Source organism: Acidovorax sp. SUPP3434 (genome assembly GCF_030159015.1).
Classification (GTDB): domain Bacteria; phylum Pseudomonadota; class Gammaproteobacteria; order Burkholderiales; family Burkholderiaceae_C; genus Paracidovorax.
Window position 1 is genome coordinate 500,841 of sequence record NZ_BQXL01000002.1, and the last position, 19,107, is coordinate 519,947.

24 protein-coding genes are annotated in these 19,107 nt (G+C 69.2%); 21 read left to right on the plus strand and 3 right to left on the minus strand.

The features are described 5' to 3' along the window. Positions 1–4: 4 nt before the first annotated feature. Both AVKW3434_RS05970 and AVKW3434_RS05975 read right to left on the minus strand, forming a co-directional pair. The gene (locus AVKW3434_RS05970; protein ID WP_284405119.1) at positions 5–982 is read right to left on the minus strand and encodes a FecR domain-containing protein; all 978 of its coding nucleotides are present in this window, start codon (positions 980–982) and stop codon (positions 5–7) included. After that, the gene (locus AVKW3434_RS05975) at positions 979–1,536 is read right to left on the minus strand and encodes a sigma-70 family RNA polymerase sigma factor (protein WP_284405120.1); all 558 of its coding nucleotides are present in this window, start codon (positions 1,534–1,536) and stop codon (positions 979–981) included. Before AVKW3434_RS05975 ends, AVKW3434_RS05970 begins: the two co-directional genes overlap by 4 nt. 360 nt (positions 1,537–1,896) lie before the next feature. On the opposite strand from AVKW3434_RS05975, the gene AVKW3434_RS05980 reads away from it, so the two are divergent. From AVKW3434_RS05980 to hisD, 16 genes are all read left to right on the plus strand, one after another. After that, positions 1,897–2,697 (plus strand): amino acid ABC transporter substrate-binding protein, encoded by an 801-nt coding sequence (locus tag AVKW3434_RS05980; RefSeq protein WP_284405121.1) that lies wholly within the window; start codon positions 1,897–1,899, stop codon positions 2,695–2,697. A 191-nt stretch (positions 2,698–2,888) separates the two neighbouring features. Beyond that, positions 2,889–3,542, plus strand: a complete 654-nt coding sequence (locus AVKW3434_RS05985) for an amino acid ABC transporter permease (RefSeq protein WP_284405122.1) — start codon at positions 2,889–2,891, stop codon at positions 3,540–3,542. Continuing rightward, positions 3,523–4,314, plus strand: coding sequence for an amino acid ABC transporter ATP-binding protein (locus tag AVKW3434_RS05990; RefSeq protein WP_284405123.1), 792 nt, complete (start codon positions 3,523–3,525; stop codon positions 4,312–4,314). Before AVKW3434_RS05985 ends, AVKW3434_RS05990 begins: the two co-directional genes overlap by 20 nt. A gap of 206 nt (positions 4,315–4,520) precedes the next feature. Beyond that, positions 4,521–5,339, plus strand: coding sequence for an ABC transporter ATP-binding protein (locus tag AVKW3434_RS05995; RefSeq protein WP_284396723.1), 819 nt, complete (start codon positions 4,521–4,523; stop codon positions 5,337–5,339). Further along, entirely contained in the window at positions 5,336–6,118 is a 783-nt protein-coding gene (mlaE, locus tag AVKW3434_RS06000) for a lipid asymmetry maintenance ABC transporter permease subunit MlaE (RefSeq protein WP_272567584.1), read from the plus strand. The genes AVKW3434_RS05995 and mlaE overlap by 4 nt, the downstream gene beginning before the upstream one ends. A gap of 37 nt (positions 6,119–6,155) precedes the next feature. Continuing rightward, positions 6,156–6,656 carry an outer membrane lipid asymmetry maintenance protein MlaD gene (gene mlaD, locus AVKW3434_RS06005; protein ID WP_272567587.1) on the plus strand — a complete coding sequence of 167 codons (501 nt, stop codon included), beginning with the start codon at positions 6,156–6,158 and terminating at the stop codon, positions 6,654–6,656. Continuing rightward, the gene (locus AVKW3434_RS06010) at positions 6,653–7,417 is read left to right on the plus strand and encodes an MlaA family lipoprotein (protein ID WP_272567588.1); all 765 of its coding nucleotides are present in this window, start codon (positions 6,653–6,655) and stop codon (positions 7,415–7,417) included. The genes mlaD and AVKW3434_RS06010 overlap by 4 nt, the downstream gene beginning before the upstream one ends. 140 nt (positions 7,418–7,557) lie before the next feature. Then, entirely contained in the window at positions 7,558–8,202 is a 645-nt protein-coding gene (locus AVKW3434_RS06015) for an MlaC/ttg2D family ABC transporter substrate-binding protein (protein WP_284396725.1), read from the plus strand. A gap of 22 nt (positions 8,203–8,224) precedes the next feature. After that, on the plus strand, positions 8,225–8,494 hold the full coding sequence (locus AVKW3434_RS06020; RefSeq protein ID WP_284405124.1) for an STAS domain-containing protein: 270 nt from the start codon (positions 8,225–8,227) through the stop codon (positions 8,492–8,494). Between the two features lie 175 nt (positions 8,495–8,669). Then, positions 8,670–9,659, plus strand: a complete 990-nt coding sequence (locus tag AVKW3434_RS06025) for an ABC transporter ATP-binding protein (RefSeq protein ID WP_284405125.1) — start codon at positions 8,670–8,672, stop codon at positions 9,657–9,659. Then, positions 9,656–10,411 carry an ABC transporter permease gene (locus AVKW3434_RS06030; RefSeq protein ID WP_272567593.1) on the plus strand — a complete coding sequence of 252 codons (756 nt, stop codon included), beginning with the start codon at positions 9,656–9,658 and terminating at the stop codon, positions 10,409–10,411. The genes AVKW3434_RS06025 and AVKW3434_RS06030 overlap by 4 nt, the downstream gene beginning before the upstream one ends. Positions 10,412–10,448: 37 nt before the next feature. Further along, positions 10,449–10,691: a BolA family protein gene (locus AVKW3434_RS06035; RefSeq protein WP_272567594.1), complete on the plus strand. Its 243-nt coding sequence runs from the start codon at positions 10,449–10,451 to the stop codon at positions 10,689–10,691. A gap of 94 nt (positions 10,692–10,785) precedes the next feature. Continuing rightward, positions 10,786–12,069, plus strand: coding sequence for a UDP-N-acetylglucosamine 1-carboxyvinyltransferase (gene murA / locus AVKW3434_RS06040; protein ID WP_284405126.1), 1,284 nt, complete (start codon positions 10,786–10,788; stop codon positions 12,067–12,069). A gap of 70 nt (positions 12,070–12,139) precedes the next feature. Further along, positions 12,140–12,784, plus strand: coding sequence for an ATP phosphoribosyltransferase (gene hisG / locus AVKW3434_RS06045; RefSeq protein ID WP_442867359.1), 645 nt, complete (start codon positions 12,140–12,142; stop codon positions 12,782–12,784). A 116-nt stretch (positions 12,785–12,900) separates the two neighbouring features. Continuing rightward, a complete protein-coding gene (locus AVKW3434_RS06050) occupies positions 12,901–13,254 on the plus strand; it encodes a hypothetical protein (RefSeq protein ID WP_272567598.1) in 354 nt (117 codons plus the stop codon). 45 nt (positions 13,255–13,299) lie between these two features. Continuing rightward, complete coding sequence (gene hisD / locus AVKW3434_RS06055) at positions 13,300–14,613, plus strand: histidinol dehydrogenase (protein ID WP_284405127.1); 1,314 nt, start codon at positions 13,300–13,302, stop codon at positions 14,611–14,613. Here hisD and AVKW3434_RS06060 read toward each other — a convergent pair whose 3' ends face one another. Continuing rightward, positions 14,614–14,982 (minus strand): DUF2917 domain-containing protein, encoded by a 369-nt coding sequence (locus AVKW3434_RS06060; protein ID WP_284405128.1) that lies wholly within the window; start codon positions 14,980–14,982, stop codon positions 14,614–14,616. It lies immediately after the preceding gene. A 152-nt stretch (positions 14,983–15,134) separates the two neighbouring features. Here AVKW3434_RS06060 and AVKW3434_RS06065 point away from each other — a divergent pair, with 152 nt between their 5' ends. The 5 genes from AVKW3434_RS06065 to hisB are packed head-to-tail and all read left to right on the plus strand — an operon-like array spanning position 15,135 to position 19,081. Continuing rightward, a complete protein-coding gene (locus tag AVKW3434_RS06065) occupies positions 15,135–16,586 on the plus strand; it encodes an aminotransferase-like domain-containing protein (RefSeq protein WP_284405129.1) in 1,452 nt (483 codons plus the stop codon). A gap of 59 nt (positions 16,587–16,645) precedes the next feature. After that, on the plus strand, positions 16,646–16,870 hold the full coding sequence (locus AVKW3434_RS06070; RefSeq protein ID WP_284396732.1) for a CopG family transcriptional regulator: 225 nt from the start codon (positions 16,646–16,648) through the stop codon (positions 16,868–16,870). After that, positions 16,867–17,319 (plus strand): PIN domain-containing protein, encoded by a 453-nt coding sequence (locus AVKW3434_RS06075; RefSeq protein ID WP_284405130.1) that lies wholly within the window; start codon positions 16,867–16,869, stop codon positions 17,317–17,319. Before AVKW3434_RS06070 ends, AVKW3434_RS06075 begins: the two co-directional genes overlap by 4 nt. After that, entirely contained in the window at positions 17,316–18,446 is a 1,131-nt protein-coding gene (locus tag AVKW3434_RS06080) for a pyridoxal phosphate-dependent aminotransferase (protein ID WP_284405131.1), read from the plus strand. Before AVKW3434_RS06075 ends, AVKW3434_RS06080 begins: the two co-directional genes overlap by 4 nt. After that, positions 18,443–19,081, plus strand: a complete 639-nt coding sequence (gene hisB / locus AVKW3434_RS06085) for an imidazoleglycerol-phosphate dehydratase HisB (protein WP_284405132.1) — start codon at positions 18,443–18,445, stop codon at positions 19,079–19,081. The genes AVKW3434_RS06080 and hisB overlap by 4 nt, the downstream gene beginning before the upstream one ends. Positions 19,082–19,107: the final 26 nt, after the last annotated feature.

Sequence of the window (19,107 nt, forward strand, 5' to 3'; positions counted from 1 at the left end):
GCCATCAGTCCTGCACGGTGGCCGGCAGCACCCGCGCCCAGTAGCGCGTGCGCCAGGCCACGCGCACCGGCAGGGTGCGGGGCAGGGCGTCGAGCACGGCGTCGCTGCGGTCGATCTGGAAGGCGCCGGTGATGCGCAGCGCGGCCACGGCCGGGTCGCACTGCACCACGCCGGCGCGGTAGCGGGCGAGGTCTTCGAGGAACTCCCCCAGCGGCTGGTTGCGCGCCACCAGCAGGCCCTCGGTCCAGCGCCCGGCGAACGGGTCGGCGGGCGCGATGGGCGCCATCCGGCCGGCGGTGAAGCGCAGCGCCTGCCCCGCCGGCACGGTCTGCGCCAGCCCCTGTGCAGTGCGCACGGCCACGGCGCCTTCGTGCACCGTGAGCCGGCAGCCGTCCGACGCGTCGCGCGCCACGAAGCGCGTGCCCAGCGGGCGCAGCTCGCCCTCGCGCGTGGCGAGCACGAAGGTGCGGTGGCCGGGCGCGCCGGCGTCCGCGCCGGTCTGCACCAGCACCTCGCCGTGCAGCAGCCGCACGGTGCGCTGCGTGGGCGAATAGGCCACGTCGATGGCCGTGGCGGTGTTGAGCCACAGGCGCGTGCCGTCGGGCAACACGAGGTCGCGGCGCTCGCCCCGCGCCGTGCGGTGGTCGGCCGTGAAGGCCTCGCCCCACTGGCGCCAGGCCAGGTGCGCGGTGGGCAGCGCCACGGCCAGGCCGCCGAGCGCGCGCAGCGCACGGCGCCGCCCATTACCGCGCGCCCGGCCCAGCACGGCCTGCGCGAGCGGCGGGCTGATGAGGCCCAGCTGCGCCTGCATGCGCTGCGCGCGCTGCCAGGCGCGTTCGTGCTCGGGGTGCTCGGTGCGCCAGCGCTCGCAGGCTGCGTGGTCCTGCGCCGTGGCGTCGCCGGCATGCAGCCGGGCCAGCCATTGCGCCGCCGCGCGCACGGCGGCGCGGTCCGGGGGCAGGGGTGCGGCGGCGGGGCTCAATCCACCGCCAGGATGCAGGCTTCGAAGGCCTGCGCCATGTAGCGCTTGACGCTGCGCTCGGTCACGCCCAGCGTGGCGGCGATGCGGGCGTAGTCCTGCCCCTCGATCTGCGACAACAGGAAGGCGCGCCGTGCGCGCTCGGGCAGGCCGGCCAGGGCCGCATCCAGCCGGTGCAGCGCCTGGCGGGCCATGGCGTGCTGTTCGGCCGAGGGCCACTGCGCTTCGGGCAGCGTGGCCAGCGCGTCGAGCCAGGCGCGCTCCAGCGACAGCCGGCGAAAGTGATTGGCCACGAGCCGGCCCGCCACGGTGACCAGGTAGGCCCGGGGCTCGCGCGGCGTGGCGGCGTGTGCGTCGGCTTCGGTGCCGGCTTCGGCGCCCAGCCGGTGGGCGAGCAGCCGCACGAAGGTGTCCTGCGCCAGGTCCGCCGCCTGGTCGGGGCAGCCCAGCCGTGCGCGCAGCCAGCCCAGCAGCCAGCGGTGGTGCGCGCCGTACAGGCGGCCGATTTCTTCGGCCGGCCCGGGGGCGGGCGCGGCGGCGTGGTGGGCGGCGGACACGGGAGCCACGGGCGGGAATCCGATGGGTAAACGCCCGGTGGGCGGTCAATGAGAATGTGTCGCATTATCTCATCCGTGGGCGGTGGCCCGACCACGGGCCCGTTGCCCGTGCCGGGATGCCTTCTGGTGCACTCTTCGGGTTTTGGTTTGCTATTTAAATGATAGCGGTATGCCCTAGTGATGATTGCGCTGCAGGCCATTTTGGTTCTCATCTGCTGGCGCGCGCTGCACCGCCTTGGGGCGCGTTTCGCGCGGTCGGAGACAATACCGGCCTGGTCCCACCCCCTTCGCGCGTGGCCGCCCGCTGTCCCGGGCCGCCGCGCGCATTGCTTTTCGTCTCTCTGGAACACCCGATACGCCATGAAAAAGATTGCAGCCGTTTTATTGATGTCCCTGGGCGCCCTGCTGGCCGGTTGCGGCAAGAACGACAGCGCGCAGCCCGCTGCGGCCGCCGCCCCCGCACCGGCCGCCGCCACCAAGATCGTGGTGGGCCTGGACGACAACTTCCCGCCCATGGGCTTTCGCGACGAGAAGAACGAACTGGTGGGCTTTGACATCGACATGGCGCGCGAAGCCGCCAGGCGCATGGGCGTGGCGGTGGAGTTCAAGCCGATCGACTGGAGCGCCAAGGAGGCCGAGCTGTCCGGCCAGCGCGTGGATGCGCTGTGGAACGGGCTGACCATCACGCCCGAGCGCAAGCAGAACATCGCCTTCACCGCGCCGTACATGGAGAACCACCAGATCGTCGTGGTGTCGGCCCAGTCCCCCATCAAGGCCAAGGCCGATCTGGCCGGCAAGGTGGTGGGCGCGCAGGAGGGCAGCAGCGCGGTCGATGCGGTCAAGAAGGAAGACGCCGTGTTCAAGTCGTTCAAGGAGTTCAAGACCTTCGGCGACAACGTGACGGCGCTGATGGACCTGTCCACCGGCCGCCTGGAAGCCGTGGTGGTCGATGAAGTGGTGGGCCGCTACTACGTGGCCAAGAAGCCCGGCGCCTACGCCGTGCTGGACGAGCACTTCGGCACCGAAGACTACGGCGTGGGCGTGCGCAAGGACGACACCGCGCTGCAGGGCCGCCTGGACAAGGCCCTGGCCGACATGAAGCAGGACGGCACGGCCGGAAAGATCGCCACGCAGTGGTTCGGCAAGAACATCGTCAAATAAAGAACAACCCCCTGAGGCGCTGCGCGCCTTCCCCCTTCTCTCGCCTCACTGCGTGATGCGGGAAGGGGGACGCAGCCGGCGCGGCGGGGCGGCCCTTGCGCGGCTGCCGCTGGTATCGGGCCGCGCCAGTTGCCCAGGTTGCAGGCCTTGCCGGCCGCAGTCGTTTAGCCATGGACTCTCGTAGCTCATAGATGGATTACGTTCTCTCCCTTCTGGGGCCGATGGCGCAGGGCGCTGCGGTCACGCTGAAGCTCTTCGCCATCACGCTGGTGCTGGCCGTGCCGCTCGGGCTCGCACTGGCGCTGGCACGGGTGTCGCGCCTGGCGCCGCTGTCGGCGCTGGTCAACGGCTACATCTGGCTCATGCGCGGCACGCCGCTCATGCTGCAGATGCTGTTCATCTATTTCGCGCTACCGTTCGTGCCGGTCATCGGCGTGCGGCTGCCGGACTTTCCCGCCGCCGTGGTGGCCTTCGCGCTCAACTACGCGGCGTACTTCGCGGAGATCTTCCGCTCCGGCATCCAGTCGGTGGACCGGGGCCAGTACGAGGCCGCCCGCGTGCTGGGCATGACCTACGGCCAGACCATGCGCCGCATCGTGCTGCCGCAGATGGTGCGCCGCATCCTGCCGCCCATGAGCAACGAGACCATCACCCTGGTCAAGGACACCTCCCTCATCTACGTGCTGGCCCTGAACGACCTGCTGCGCGCCGCGCGCGGCATCGTGCAGCGCGACTTCACCACCACGCCGTTCATCGTGGCGGCGGCTTTTTATCTGACCATGACCCTGGTGCTCACCTGGGGCTTCCAGCGCCTGGAGAAACGCTATGCCAGACACGACGATTGACGCGGCGGGCGCGGTGCCCATGATCGAAGCGCGCGGCCTGCACAAGGCCTTCGGCGGCACGCCGGTGCTGCGCGACGTGTCGCTCACCCTCGGGCGCGGCGAGGTGGTGGCGGTGATCGGGCCCTCGGGCTCGGGCAAGAGCACCTTTCTGCGCTGCCTGAACCACCTGGAGACCATCGACAGCGGCCACATCGCCATCGAAGGCGAGGCGCTGGCGACCACCGACGCGTCGGGCCGCTGCACCTACGTGTCCGAGGCCCGCGTGCGCGGCATCTGCCGCAAGATGGGCATGGTGTTCCAGTCGTTCAACCTGTTCCCGCACCTGACCGTGCTGCAGAACCTGATCGAGGCGCCCATAGTGGTGCGCGGCATGCCGCGCGAGGCCGCGGTGGCCCGCGCCGAGGCGCTGCTGGCCAAGGTGGGCCTGTCGGACAAGCGCGACCACTTTCCGGGCCGGCTGTCGGGCGGGCAAAAGCAGCGCGTGGCCATCGCCCGCGCACTGGCCATGGAGCCCGACATCCTGCTGTTCGACGAGCCCACTTCCGCCCTCGACCCCGAACTGACCGGCGAGGTGCTGCGCACCATGCGCGAGCTGGCCAGCGACCGCATGACCATGCTGGTCGTCACCCACGAGATGGGCTTTGCGCGCGAGGTGGCCCACCGCGTGGTGTTCATGGACCGGGGGGAGCTGATCGAATCGGCCCCGGCGGCGGCGTTTTTCGCAAATCCGCAACATGCGCGCACCCAGGCATTTCTTCGCAGCATGCTTTGACCGGCATTCGGTGGTCGGTAAAATCTAAGTCAAATCGGCTTCCAAGGCAATCATGACTAGGGCATGGCGCTATCGAAAAATGAGCATTCGCACCCCCTGGATTTTTGCAAACATCCATGCATGTATGTTTGCGTTACCATCGCATGCCCGGGGTTTGCCCTGACCCGCGACAATCACCGGTTGGTCCCCTTCTTCATCCCCTCTGAATGCCTGAGCACCCACTTCTGGTCGAACTGCGCAACGTGACGTTCTCGTACGGCGAGCGCGACATCCTGCGCGACGTTTCGCTGTCCGTGCCGCGCGGCAAGGTCACGGCGCTCATGGGCGCCTCCGGCGGCGGCAAGACCACGGTGCTGCGCCTCATCGGCGGCCAGCAGCGGGCGCAGCAGGGCGAGGTGCTGGTCGGCGGCCAGGACGTGGGCCGCATGGATGCCGCCACGCTCTACGCCGCGCGGCGCCGCATGGGCATGCTGTTCCAGTTCGGCGCGCTGTTCACCGACATGAGCGTGTTCGAGAACGTGGCCTTTCCGCTGCGCGAGCACACCGACCTGCCCGAGGAACTGATCCGCGACATCGTGCTGATGAAGCTCAACGCCGTGGGCCTGCGCGGCGCGCGCGACCTCATGCCCAGCCAGGTCTCGGGCGGCATGGCCCGGCGCGTGGCGCTGGCCCGGGCGATCGCCCTGGACCCCGAACTCATCATGTACGACGAGCCCTTCGCCGGGCTCGACCCCATTTCCCTCGGCACGGCAGCCCAGCTCATCCGGCAACTGAACGACGCCATGGGCCTGACCACCCTCATCGTCTCGCACGACGTGGAAGAGACCTTCCGCGTGGCCGATCACGTGATCGTGCTCGGCCCCGGCACCGTGGCCGCGCAGGGCACGCCCGACGAGGTGCGCGCCAGCCGCGACCCGCTGGTGCACCAGTTCGTGCACGCGCTGCCCACCGGCCCCGTGCCGTTCCATTACCCCGGCCCCGACGTGGCGCAGGATTTCGGCCCGACCCCCGGAGGTGCGCGATGAGCTGGTGGCGTCCTTCCGATGTGGGCTTCGCGGTGCGCAGCCACCTGGCCGGCGTGGGGCGCGCGGCGCGCCTGTTCGGCCGGCTGGTGGCCCTGATCGGCCCCACGCTGCAGCGCCCGGGGCTGGTGCGCGACCAGATCCATTTCCTGGGCAACTATTCGCTGTCCATCATCGCCGTGTCGGGCCTGTTCGTGGGCTTCGTGCTCGGCCTGCAGGGCTACTACACGCTGCAGCGCTACGGCTCGGCCGAATCGCTGGGCCTTCTGGTGGCGCTGTCGCTGGTGCGCGAGCTGGGCCCGGTGGTCACGGCGCTGCTGTTCGCTGGCCGCGCGGGCACCTCGCTCACGGCCGAGATCGGCCTCATGCGCGCGGGCGAGCAACTCTCGGCCATGGAGATGATGGCCGTCGATCCGGTGCGCCGCATCCTCGCGCCGCGTTTCTGGGCCGGCGTGTTCACCATGCCGCTGCTGGCCGCGGTGTTCAGCGCGGTGGGCGTGATCGGCGGCTGGATCGTGGGCGTGCTCATGATCGGCGTGGACGGCGGCGCCTTCTGGGGCCAGATGCAGGGCGGCGTGGACGTGTGGAAGGACGTGGGCAACGGGGTGCTCAAGAGCCTCGTGTTCGGCGTCACCGTCACGTTCATCGCGCTGCTGCAGGGCTACCTGGCCAAGCCCACGCCCGAAGGCGTGTCGCGGGCCACCACGCGCACGGTGGTGATGGCGTCGCTCGCCGTGCTGGGGCTGGACTTCGTCCTCACCGCCCTGATGTTCAGTATTTGACGGGGCCGCACGCCCGCAACCCCTAGGAAACATACACATGCAGCATTCCAAAAACGATATCTGGGTCGGCCTGTTCGTCCTGCTGGGCGGCGCGGCGCTGGTCTTTCTGGCCTTGCAGTCCGCCAACCTGCTCAAGTTGAACTTCCAGACCGGCTACCAGGTCACCGCGCTGTTCGACAACATCGGCGGCTTGAAGCCCCAGGCGGCGGTGCGCAGCGCCGGCGTGGTGGTGGGCCGCGTGCAGTCCATCACCTTCGACGACAAGAGCTTCCAGGCCAAGGTGACGCTGGAGCTGCAAAAACGCTATGCGTTCCCCAAGGACAGCTCGCTCAAGATCCTCACGAGCGGCCTGCTGGGCGACCAGTACATCGGCATCCAGGCCGGTGCCGACGAGGCCAACCTGGCGGAAGGCGACAAGATCTCCTCCACCCAGTCGGCCGTGGTGCTGGAAAACCTGATCGGACAATTTCTCTATGGCAAGGCAGAGGGCGGCGGCAACAGCAGCGCGCCTTCCTCCAGCACAGGTGGCAAAAAATGACGACAACAACGACCATGAAACGGGCCCTGGCCCACGGCAGCGCACTGGCATTGGGCGCGCTCTTCCTGACGGGCTGCGCCAGCGGCCCCGGGGCCAACCCGCGTGACCCGCTGGAGCCCTACAACCGCAGCATGACGAACTTCAACGACAACGTCGATTCGATCATCCTGCGGCCGGTCGCCACGGCCTACCGCGACATCACGCCCGCGCCCGTGCGCACCGGCGTGAGCAACTTCTTCTCCAACCTGGGCGATGCCTGGTCGTTCGTGAACAACCTGCTGCAGCTGCGCGGCGAGGGCGCGCTCAACAGCCTGGTGCGCTTCAACGTGAACACGGTGTTCGGCCTAGGGGGCGTGTTCGACGTGGCCAGCGAAATGGGCGTGGACCGCGCCAAGCAGGACTTCGGTCTCACGCTCGGCCACTGGGGCATCCCCACCGGCCCGTATCTCGTGCTGCCGCTGCTGGGCCCGTCCACCGTGCGCGACACGCTGGCGCTGCCGGTCGATGCCAAGGGCGACCTCGTCTCGTATGTGGACCCGGTGTCGGCGCGCAATTCGCTGTATGCCCTGCGCGTGGTGAACATCCGCTCCAACCTGCTGCGCGCCAGCTCGGTGCTGGACACGGCCGCGCTCGACAAGTACAGCTTCACGCGCGATGTGTTCCTACAGGTTCGCAGCCAAGAAGGCGGTGCGCCGGCCACCAGCGGCGAGCAAGAATACGACGACGGCGGCGGCAAGCTGCCCGAAGAGCCGGCGCGCTGACGGGCCTCGGCCTTGGCGCGGCGCGGTTGCAGTTGCTTGCATCCGTGCACCGGGCCGACGCATCTGGGCTCCGGCCCGACCCGAGAATGAACGAATCGAAGGGACGCCGTCTGGGCGTGCCCGAGAAAGGAACGACACTGATGATGAATCGACGCACCCTGGGCCACGCCGCCCTCTGCACCGCCGCCGTGCTCTGGCTGGGCGCTCCGCTGGCCGCCCTGGCCGCCGAAGAAGCCCCCGATGCGCTGGTCAAGCGCCTGTCGGCCGACGTGCTGGAAACCGTCCGCAACGACAAGAGCATCAAGGCCGGCGACGTGAACAAGATCATGGCGCTGGTCGACAAGACCATCCTGCCGCACGTCAATTTCCGCCGCATGACCGCCGCGGCCGTGGGACCGGGCTGGCGCCAGGCCACGCCCGAGCAGCAAAAGCGGCTGCAGGACGAGTTCAAGACGCTGCTGGTGCGCACCTATTCGGGCGCATTGAGCCAGGTGAACGACCAGACCATCACCGTCAAGCCCCTGCGCATGGCCGCGGACGACAAGGACGTGCTGGTGCGCACCGAGATCCAGGGCCGTGGCGACCCGATCCAGCTCGACTACCGCCTGGAGAAGACGCCCGGCGACGGCGCCGGCTGGAAGATCTACAACCTGAACGTGCTCGGTGTGTGGCTGGTGGAAACCTACCGCGGCCAGTTCGCGCAGGAGATCAACGCCAAGGGCGTGGACGGCCTGATCGAGTCGCTGGTGGCCCGCAACAAGGCCAACGCCGCCAAGGGCGGCTGACCGTTCGCCGGAGCCGATCGCGATGCTGGTGCTTCCTTCGGAACTGACCCATGCGCAGGCCAATGCGAGCTTGCGCATGCTGCTGCAGGGGCTCCAGGCCAACCGCGACGAGCTGCTGGTGGTGGATGCCAGCGCGCTGACCACGTTCGACTCTTCGGCGCTGGCGGTGCTGCTGGGCTGCCGCCGCGCCGCGCTGCTGGAAGGCAAGCGGTTCGAGGTGAAGTCGCTGCCGGACGGGCTGCAAAAGCTCGCCGGCCTGTACGGCGTGGGCGAGCTGCTGCCGGCCGCCTGAGCCCTCCGGGCGTGGCGCCTGCACGGGGTGCCCGGCCCGTCCGGTGCCTGGCTGTCGCACCGCCCGGTGCGCCCTTTGCCCCGTGCGGGCGCGAGTCGCCGGTCATCGCTCTTTTTCTTTCCCATCGCCTTGCGCGGGCACCGGTTGCCGGCACGCCGTAAAATCACCGGCTCCCATGCCCGCAGTCTCCTTCCAGTCCGTCTCCAAAACCTATTCCACGCCCAAAGGCCCTTTCCAGGCGCTCGACAACGTCAGCCTGGACATCGAGGAGGGCGAGTTCTTCGGCCTGCTCGGGCCGAACGGCGCGGGCAAGACCACCCTCATCAGCATCCTGGCCGGCCTCGCCCGTGCCACCAGCGGCCACGTGCGCGTGCAGGGCAGCGATGTGCAGGCCGATTTCGCCGCCGCCCGCCGCAAGCTGGGCGTGGTGCCGCAGGAGCTGGTGTTCGACCCGTTCTTCAACGTGCGCGAGGCGCTGCGCATCCAGTCCGGCTACTTCGGCGTGAAGAACAACGAGGCCTGGATCGACGAGCTGCTGGAAAACCTGGGCCTGGCCGACAAGGCCGGCTCCAACATGCGCCAGCTCTCGGGCGGCATGAAGCGCCGCGTGCTGGTGGCCCAGGCCCTGGTGCACAAGCCGCCGATCATCGTGCTCGACGAGCCCACGGCGGGCGTGGACGTCGAGCTGCGCCAGACGCTGTGGCACTTCGTCGCCCGCCTGAACAAGGAAGGCCACACGGTGCTGCTCACCACCCATTACCTGGAAGAGGCCGAGGCGCTGTGCAACCGCATCGCCATGCTCAAGCGCGGCCCACAAGGCGGAAAGGTGGTGGCGCTGTCCACCACCTCCGACCTGCTGCACGGGGCCTCGACCAACGTGATGCGCTTCAAGACCGATGACGCGCTGCCGCCCGCCCTGGCGGCCATCGCCCGGGTGACCGGCCGCGTGGTGCAGCTGCCCGCGCAGGACGCGCAGGACATCGAGCGCCACCTGGCCGTGCTGCGCGCCGCGGGCGTGGCCGTGCACGACGTGGAGATCCGCAAGGCCGATCTGGAGGACGTGTTCCTCAACGTGATGGCGCAAAGCAGCTACCCCGACCCGGCCCGCGAGCCCGCGCCGCCCGAAGGACCCGAGGCCACGGCCGAAGGCGGGGTGCGCCTATGACCGGCTGGCAGACCCTGTTCTACAAAGAGGTGCTGCGTTTCTGGAAGGTGAGCTTCCAGACCGTGGCCGCGCCCGTGCTCACGGCCGTGCTGTACCTGCTGATCTTCGGCCACGTGCTGGAAGACCACGTGAAGGTGTACGACCGCATCAGCTACACCGCCTTCCTGATTCCCGGTCTGGTGATGATGAGCATCCTGCAGAACGCCTTCGCCAACAGCTCCTCCAGCCTGGTGCAGAGCAAGATCATGGGCAGCCTGGTGTTCGTGCTGCTCACGCCGCTGTCGCACTGGGCCTGGTTCGTGGCCTACGTGGGCTCGTCCATCGTGCGCGGGCTGGTCGTGGGGCTGGGCGTGTTCGTGGTGACGCTGGCGTTCGCACGGCCCGATTTCGCCGCGCCGCTGTGGATCCTGGCGTTCGCCCTGCTGGGCGCGGCGCTACTGTCCACGCTGGGGCTGATCGCCGGGCTGTGGGCCGACAAGTTCGACCAGATGGCGGCGTTCCAGAACTTCGTGATCGTACCCATGACGTTCCTGTCCGGCGTGTTCTATTCCATCCAGTCGCTGCCGCCGTTCTGGCAGACGGTGAGCCACCTGAACCCGTTCTTCTACATGATCGACGGCTTTCGCTACGGCTTCTTCGGCCAGAGCGACACGTCGCCGTGGCTGAGCCTGGGCATCGTGGGCATCGCCTGGCTGCTGGTCAGCGCGCTGGCGGTGCACCTGCTGCGCACCGGCTACAAGATTCGCAATTGACGACGCGACGACGCACCCACGACCCCCGAGCCCATCCATGACCGCCGACCAACTCAAAGACCTCATCGCCGCCGGCCTGCCTTGCGAGCACCTCGCGCTGGAAGGCGACGGACGGCACTGGTACGCCACCATCGTCTCGGCCGAGTTCGAGGGCAAGCGTGCCATCCAGCGCCACCAGCGCGTCTATGCCACGCTGGGCACCCGCATGCAGACCGACGAGGTGCATGCGCTGTCCATGAAGACCTTCACGCCCGCCGAGTGGGCCGCGCAGGGCGCCTGACGGCCTGCGGGTGGGTGCTCACTTTTTGATAGCTATATGCCCTAGTGTTGATTGCGCTGGCGGCACTTTTGACTGAAACACCGGGCTCGATGCCATGGACAAACTCCTGATTCGCGGCGGCCGCGCGCTGCATGGCGAGGTGCTGGTTTCCGGCGCCAAGAACGCCGCCCTGCCCGAGCTGTGCGCGGCGCTGCTCACGGCCGAGCCCGTCACGCTGCTGAACGTGCCCCAGTTGCAGGACGTGGCGACCATGCTCAAGCTCATCCGCAACATGGGCGTGGCGGCCGAGCGCTCGCCGGACGGCACGGTGCGCATCGATGCGGGCGCGCTCTCCACGCCCGAGGCGCCCTACGAACTGGTCAAGACCATGCGCGCCTCGGTGCTGGTCCTGGGGCCGCTGCTGGCGCGCTTCGGCGAGGCGACCGTGTCGCTGCCGGGCGGCTGCGCCATTGGCTCGCGCCCGGTGGACCAGCACATCAAGGGCCTGACCGCCATGGGCGCCGAGATCCTGGTGGAGCACGGCTACATGATCGCCAGGCTGCCGGCGGGCGCCACGCGCCTGAAGGGCGCGCGCATCACCACCGACATGGTCACCGTCACCGGCACCGAAAACTTCCTCATGGCCGCCACGCTGGCCGAGGGCGAGACGGTGCTGGAGAACGCCGCGCAGGAGCCCGAGATTTCCGACCTGGCCGAGATGCTGATCGCCATGGGCGCCCGGATTGAAGGCCACGGCACCAGCCGCATCCGCATCCAGGGCGTGGAGCGCCTGCACGGCGCCACGCACCGCGTGGTGGCCGACCGCATCGAGGCCGGCACCTTCCTGTGCGCCGTGGCGGCCACGGGCGGCGAGGCCCTGCTGCGCCACGGCCGCGCCGACCACCTGGACGCCGTGATCGAGAAGCTGCGCGAAGCCGGCGTGCAGGTGCAGGCCGAGCCGGACGGCATCCGCGTCAAGAGCCCGGGCGCCGCGCAATTGCGCGCGCAGGGCTTTCGCACCACCGAGTACCCCGGCTTTCCCACCGACATGCAGGCGCAGTTCATGGCGCTGAACGTGGTGGCGCAGGGCACGTCCACGGTCACCGAGACCATCTTCGAGAACCGCTTCATGCACGTGGACGAACTCGCGCGCCTGGGCGCCAGGATCCAGACCGACGGCAAGGTCGCGGTGATCGAGGGCCTGGGCAGCACGGCCGCGCGCCTGTCCGGCGCCACGGTGATGGCCACCGACCTGCGCGCCTCGGCCAGCCTCGTCATCGCCGGGCTGGTGGCGGACGGCGCGACCGTGGTGGACCGCATCTACCACCTGGACCGCGGCTACGACTGCATGGAAGCCAAGCTGCGCGGCCTCGGGGCCGACATCGAAAGGGCGGTGTGAGCCGCCTTCGCCGCCCCCCGGTTCCCTGGCGCGCGGCGGCCGGGTTCCTTTTTTCTTCACCCCTATGACCATGATCACTCTTGCCCTGTCCAAGGGCCGCATCTTCGACGAAGCCCTGCCCATGCTGGCCGCCGCCGGCATCGCGGTGCTGGACGACCCCGAGAAGTCGCGCAAGCTCATCCTGACCACCAACCAGCCCGACGTGCGCGTGGTGCTGGTGCGCGCCTCCGATGTGCCGACCTACGTGCAGTACGGCGGCGCCGACCTGGGCGTGACGGGCAAGGACACGCTCATCGAGCACGGCGGCCAGGGGCTGTACCAGCCGCTGGATCTGCAGATCGCCAAGTGCCGGGTGAGCGTGGCGGTGCGGGACGACTTCGACTACGTCCGCGCGGTGCAGCAGGGCTCGCGCCTGCGGGTGGCGACCAAGTACACCGCCATCGCGCGCGATTTCTTCGCGACCAAGGGCGTGCACGTGGACATGATCAAGCTCTACGGCAGCATGGAACTGGCGCCGCTCACGGGGCTGGCCGATGCCATCGTCGATCTGGTGTCCACGGGCAACACGCTGCGGGCCAACCACCTGGTGGAGGTGGAGCGGATCATGGACATCAGCTCGCACCTGGTGGTGAACCAGGCGGCGCTCAAGCTCAAGCAGGCGCCGCTGCGCCGCATCATCGACGCCTTCGCGTCGGTCATCCCCGCCGGCGGCTGACGTTGCGCGGGCGCCTCAGATTGCAGCCCACGCCGGCCAGGACACGGCAGAATCCGGGCTGTGTCTAGAAAATTGTTTCTCGATGCATCTTGTGTTTCAAAAATCTGAGGTGTTCCATGTTCAAGAAAATCCTGGTGCTGGGCTGTCTGGCGCTGAGCGGCGCCTCGTTTGCCGCCGATGCCGACTTCACACTGGTCAATCGCACCGGCTATGCGCTCAACGAGGTCTATATTTCGCCCACCAAGATGGACAAATGGGGCAGCGACCGCCTGGGCCGCAACCAGCTGGTGAACGGCGCCTCGCGCAAGTTCAAGTTCGGCGACACCAAGCACTGCATCCAGGACATCAAGGTCGTGTTCACCGACGACGCCTCGGAAGTCGAGTGGGAGGGTCTCAACCTCTGCGAACTCGACAAGATCACGCTCAAGTACAACCGCAAGACGGGCGACGTGTCGGCAGAGACCGAATGAGCCCGGCAGCCCCTTCTTCCCCTTCGCGATAGAGATAGAAAAGCCATGAAAGCCACGCCTGTTCGTTTGCGTACCGATAGCGCCGATTTCGAGGCCGCGTTCCGGGATCGCCTGCATTGGTCCGCCGAGACCGATGCCGCCATCGAGCAACGCGTGGCCGACATCCTGGCCGACGTGCAGGCCCGCGGCGACGCGGCCGTGCTGGAATACACCCGCCGCTTCGACGGCCTGCAGGCCGATTCCATGGCCGGGCTGGAGCTGTCGCAGGACGAGCTGAAGGCCGCCTTCGAGACCATTCCCACCGCGCAGCGCGAGGCCCTGGAGGCCGCCGCTGCCCGCGTGCGCCGCTACCACGAGGCGCAGCGCAAGGCCAGCGGCGAAAGCTGGAGCTACCGCGACGAGGACGGCACGCTGCTGGGCCAGAAGGTCACGCCGCTCGACCGCGTGGGCATCTACGTGCCCGGCGGCAAGGCCGCATACCCCTCGAGCGTGCTGATGAACGCCATTCCCGCGCACGTGGCAGGCGTGGGCGAAATCATCATGGTGGTGCCCACCCCGCAGGGCGCGCGCAACCCGCTGGTGCTGGCCGCCGCCCACGTGGCCGGCGTGACCCGCGCCTTCACATTGGGGGGCGCGCAGGCCGTGGCCGCACTGGCCTACGGCACGGCCACGGTTCCGAAGGTGGACAAGATCACCGGACCCGGCAATGCCTATGTGGCGAGCGCCAAGAAGCGCGTGTTCGGCACCGTGGGCATCGACATGATCGCCGGCCCGAGCGAAATCCTGGTGCTGGCCGACGGCTCCACGCCGCCCGACTGGGTGGCCATGGACCTGTTCAGCCAGGCCGAGCATGATGAACTCGCGCAGTCCATCCTGCTGAGCCCCGACGCCGCCTACATCGACGCGGTGCAGGCCGCCATCGACCGGCTGCTGCCCACCATGCCCCGCGCCGAAATCATCGCCAAGAGCCTCACCGGCCGCGGCGCGCTGATCCTCACCCGCGACATGGAAGAGGCCTGCGCCATCAGCAACCGCATCGCGCCTGAGCACCTGGAGGTCTCGAGCCGCGAGCCCCACCGCTGGGAGCCGCTGCTGCGGCACGCCGGGGCGATCTTTCTCGGGGCCTACACCAGCGAATCGCTGGGCGACTACTGCGCCGGCCCCAACCACGTGCTGCCCACCAGCGGCACGGCCCGCTTCTCGTCGCCGCTGGGCGTGTACGACTTCCAAAAGCGCAGCAGCCTCATCGAGGTGAGCGAGGCCGGTGCGCAGACGCTGGGCAAGATCGCCGCCGAACTGGCCTACGGCGAGGGCCTGCAGGCCCACGCGCGGGCGGCCGAGATGCGCATCAAGCTCTAACTAAAAACGGGCCACCTCCAGGCGGGCCACCCGCGCGAGCCCCTGCGCACCGCGGGTGCCGCCATGGGCGGCAGGCACGCACCGCCAGGCCAGCCGCGCGGCCTGCGTGCCTTCGGCGCTCACCCGCAGCGTGGCGGGGCCGGGCAGGTCCAGGCGCTCGCCGGCCGCCAGAAAATAGTCTTCCTCGCAGCCATCGCAGGTGACCCAGGCGCAGCCCTGCAGTACCTCCAGCACGGCGGACTGATGGGCCGGGCAGGCGAGGGTCTGCACGGGTGCGAGCGGCCGCAGGGTCCGGTGCGTGGCCGATGGGCCGGCGGCGGCAGGCAAGGAGGGCCGGGCGGCCGGGGTGGGGTGCGTCAGGGAGTTCATGGGATCGACTGTGCTCGGGCGCGCCGGGACGCACCAGCCACAGTCGCCCGCCATGTCGGCCAGTGCAGATGCGCCGCAGGGCCATCTGTGTGGTACCGGTTGGCACCCATCTGTACTGCTGCATCCATTGCTGGGCAGTACAGAATCGCACGATGGACGCCGCCGACACCACGCCCCTTTATCTGCAGATCGCGGCGCAACTGGCCGAACTGGTGCGCAACGGAACGCTGGCACGGGGCGAAAAGCTGCCGTCGGTGCGCGAGCTGGCCCGCCAGCGGGCGGTGGCCCAGAGCACCGTGGTGCAGGCTTACCACTGGCTGGAGGATGCGCGCCTCATCACCGCGCGTCCGCGCTCGGGCTTCTTCGTTGCGGCGCGCCCCGCCAGCCTGCCCGAGCCGACCACGCCACGCCCGCTGCGCCGTGCGCGCGAGGTTTCGGTGGACTGGCTGGGCCAGCGCATCCTGGGGCGCGATCAGCCGGCGGACATGGTGTCGTACAGCAGCGGCACGCCCGGGCCCGAACTCTTCAACCCCGACCGGGTGCGGCGCGCCGTCACCCGCGCGGCGCAGCGCCACCGCCACTTGCTGTGCACCTATCCGTCCTCGTCCGGCCACGAGGAGGCGCGCCGCGCGCTCGCCCGCTATGCCGTGGGGCTGGGCTGCAGCCTCGACCCCGAGAACATCGTGATCACCGGGGGCTGCATGGACAGCATTGTGCTGTGCCTGCGGGCGGTCACGCAGCCCGGCGACATCGTGGCGCTGGAGTCGCCCACGCATTTCTCGTTTCTGGAGGTGCTGCAGGGGCTGCACCTGCGCGCGCTCGAAATCCCCACCCACCCGCGCCACGGCCTGTCGCTGGACGCGCTGCAGCTGGCGCTGGAGACGCAGCCCGTCAAGGCCGTGATGGTGGTGCCCACGCTCAGCAATCCGCTGGGCAGCTGCATGCCGCAGGCCGAGCGGCGGCGCCTGGCGCACCTAGCCGCGCGCCACGGCATGGCCGTGATCGAGGACGCGATCTACAACGACCTCGTGGAAGTGGACGACCTGCGCCGCACGGTCAAGTCGTACGACACCACCGGCCACGTCATGTTGTGCGATTCGTTTTCCAAGACTTTGGCGCCGGGCCTGCGCCTGGGCTGGGTGGAGGCGGGCCGCTGGAGCCAGGCGATGCGCGCCATCAAGGACCTGCAGGCCGGCGGGCAGTCGGCGGTGCTGGAACTGGCGCTGGCCGACCTCATCACGCAGGCCGGCCATGCGGCATCGATGCGCCAGCTGCGCGCGGCGGTCGCGGCCCGCATGGACGCGGTGCGCAGTGTGATCGCCGCGCATTTTCCGCCGGGCACGCGTGTCAGTGATCCCCCGGGCGGCCTGCTGCTGTGGCTGGAGTTGCCGCGTGCCCTCGACTCGGTGCTGTTGCATGAGGCCTGTCTGGCCGATGGCCTGCTGATCGCGCCGGGCACGGTGTTCAGCGCCAGCGGGCGGTTTCGCAACTGCCTGCGCATCGGCGTGGGCGGCGACTGGACGCCCGCGCACCTGCAGGGCTTGCGCACGGTGGGGGAGACGGCCACCCGCATGCTGCGGTCGGGCGCCATGCGAGTGGCTTGAAACCCCACCTAAAATCACACGAACTTCGTGCCCCACGAAGTTCGTGTAGCATTTGCCCCATGAAGAACGTGACCATCACCATGGACGACGCCGCGGCCGAGTGGGTGCGCGTGGAAGCGGCCAAGAGGGGCAGCAGCGTGTCGCGCCTGGTGGGCGAATGGCTGGCCGAGAAGATGCGGCAGGAAGATGCCTATGCCCAGGCCATGCGCGAGGCGCTGAGCTTCGAGAGCTGGGGCGCCTCCGACGGGCCCTATGTGCCGCGCGAAATCCTGTTCCAGCGATGAGCACGACCCCGATCTTCGTCGACACCGAAGTGCTGCTGTCCAGCGTGGACGACCGCGATGCGGTCCGGCAGGCGCGTGCGCGCGAATGGCTCACGTTCTGCTGGCAGACGCGCAGCGGCCGCGTCAGCTCGCAGGTGCTCAACGAACTGTACAACCAGGCCATCCAGCGCTTTCGGGGGCGACACACGCTGCAGCAGGTGCGCGCACAGGTGCGGCGCTTTCGCGTATGGCAGCCGCCGCACCTGGACGCCTACACCGTCGATGGCGCGTGGGACCTGCAGGACCGCTACGGCCTGGGCTACTGGGATGCGCTCATCCTCTCTTCCGCGCACCAGCAGGGCTGCCGCTACCTGCTGACCGAGGCGCTGCCGCACGACCAGCCCATGGACGCCGTGCGCCCCATCAATCCCTTCCTCATCGCTCCCCACGAACTGGACACCGCCGAATGACGAGCCCCGCCACCCCCGCTGCCACGCCGCCCAGCGCCCTCGACCGCATCCGCCCCGACGTGCGCGCCATGCACGCCTACACCGTGCAGCCTTCGGCCGGCCTGCTCAAGATGGACGCGATGGAAAACCCGTTCCGCCTGCCGGCGGACCTGCAGGCGGCCCTGGGCGAGCGGCTGGGCGCGCTGGCGCTCAACCGCTATCCCGGCGACCGCATCGCCGACCTGAAGGCCGCGCTGGCCGACTACGTCGGTATGCCGGACGGCCAGACCATCGTGCTGGGCAACGGTTCTGACGAGCTCATCACGCTGCTGGCGCTGGCCTGCGCGCAGCCCGGCACCGGCCAGCGCGCCACGCTGCTCGCGCCCATGCCCGGCTTCGTCATGTACCCCTTGAGCGCGCAGTTGCAGGGGCTGGATTTCGTCGGTGTGCCGCTCACCGCCGACTTCGAACTCGACGAGCCGGCCATGCTCGCGGCCATCGCCCGGCACCGCCCGGCCATCACCTACATCGCCTACCCCAACAACCCCACCGCCACGCTGTGGGACGAGGGCGCGGTGCAGCGCATCATCGACGCCGCGGGCGCGCAGGGCGGCATCGTGGCCATGGACGAGGCCTACCAGCCTTTCGCCAGCCGCACCTGGATCGACCGCATGCGCGCCGAGCCCGGGCGCAACGCGCACGTGCTGCTGATGCGCACGCTCAGCAAGTTCGGGCTGGCCGGCGTGCGGCTGGGCTACCTGATGGGCCCCCGCGCGCTGGTGGCCGAGATCGACAAGGTGCGCCCGCCCTACAACGTGAGCGTGCTCAACTGCGAGGCCGCGCTGTTCGCCCTGGAGCATGCCGGCGTGTTCGCGGCCCAGGCGGCCGAGCTGCGGCACGAGCGCGCCGCGCTGCTGGCTGCGCTGAGGGCGATGCCGGGCGTCGAAAAGGCCTGGGACAGCGAGGCCAACATGGTGCTGCTGCGCGTGGCCGATGCCGCCCGCACCTATGAGGGCATGAAGGCCCGCAAGGTGCTCGTCAAGAACGTTTCTACAATGCACCCACTGCTGGCCAATTGCCTGCGCCTCACGGTCGGCAATGCGGCCGACAACGCCCAGATGCTCGCCGCGCTCCAGGCCTCCCTATGACCTCTTCTGCACTCGTTCCTTCCGCCCCGTCCGACAGCCCCGACGCCGACCGCATCGCGGAGGTGTCCCGCGCCACGGCGGAAACCCGCATCCACGTGCGCGTGAACCTCGACGGCACGGGCGAAGCCCGCCTGTCCACGGGCATCGGCTTCTTCGACCACATGCTCGACCAGATCGCGCGGCACGGCCTGATCGATCTGCGCATCGAATGCGAGGGCGACCTGCACATCGACGGCCACCACACGGTGGAAGACGTGGGCATCACGCTCGGCCAGGCGTTCGCGCGGGCCGTGGGCGACAAGAAGGGCATCCGCCGCTACGGCCATGCCTATGTGCCGCTGGACGAGGCGCTGTCGCGCGTGGTGGTCGACTTCTCGGGCCGTCCAGGGCTGCACCTGCACATCCCGTTCACGGCGGGCAGCATCGGCGGCTTCGACACGCAGCTAACGTATGAATTTTTCCAGGGCTTCGTGAACCACGCGGGCGTCACGCTGCACATCGACAACATCAAGGGCATCAATGCCCACCACCAGTGCGAGACGGTGTTCAAGGCCTTCGCCCGCGCGCTGCGCGCCGCGCTGGAGCGCGACCCCCGTGCGGCCGGTGTCATTCCCTCCACCAAAGGGTCCCTCTGAGGTTTTCGGCTCCATGGGCCTCCAGC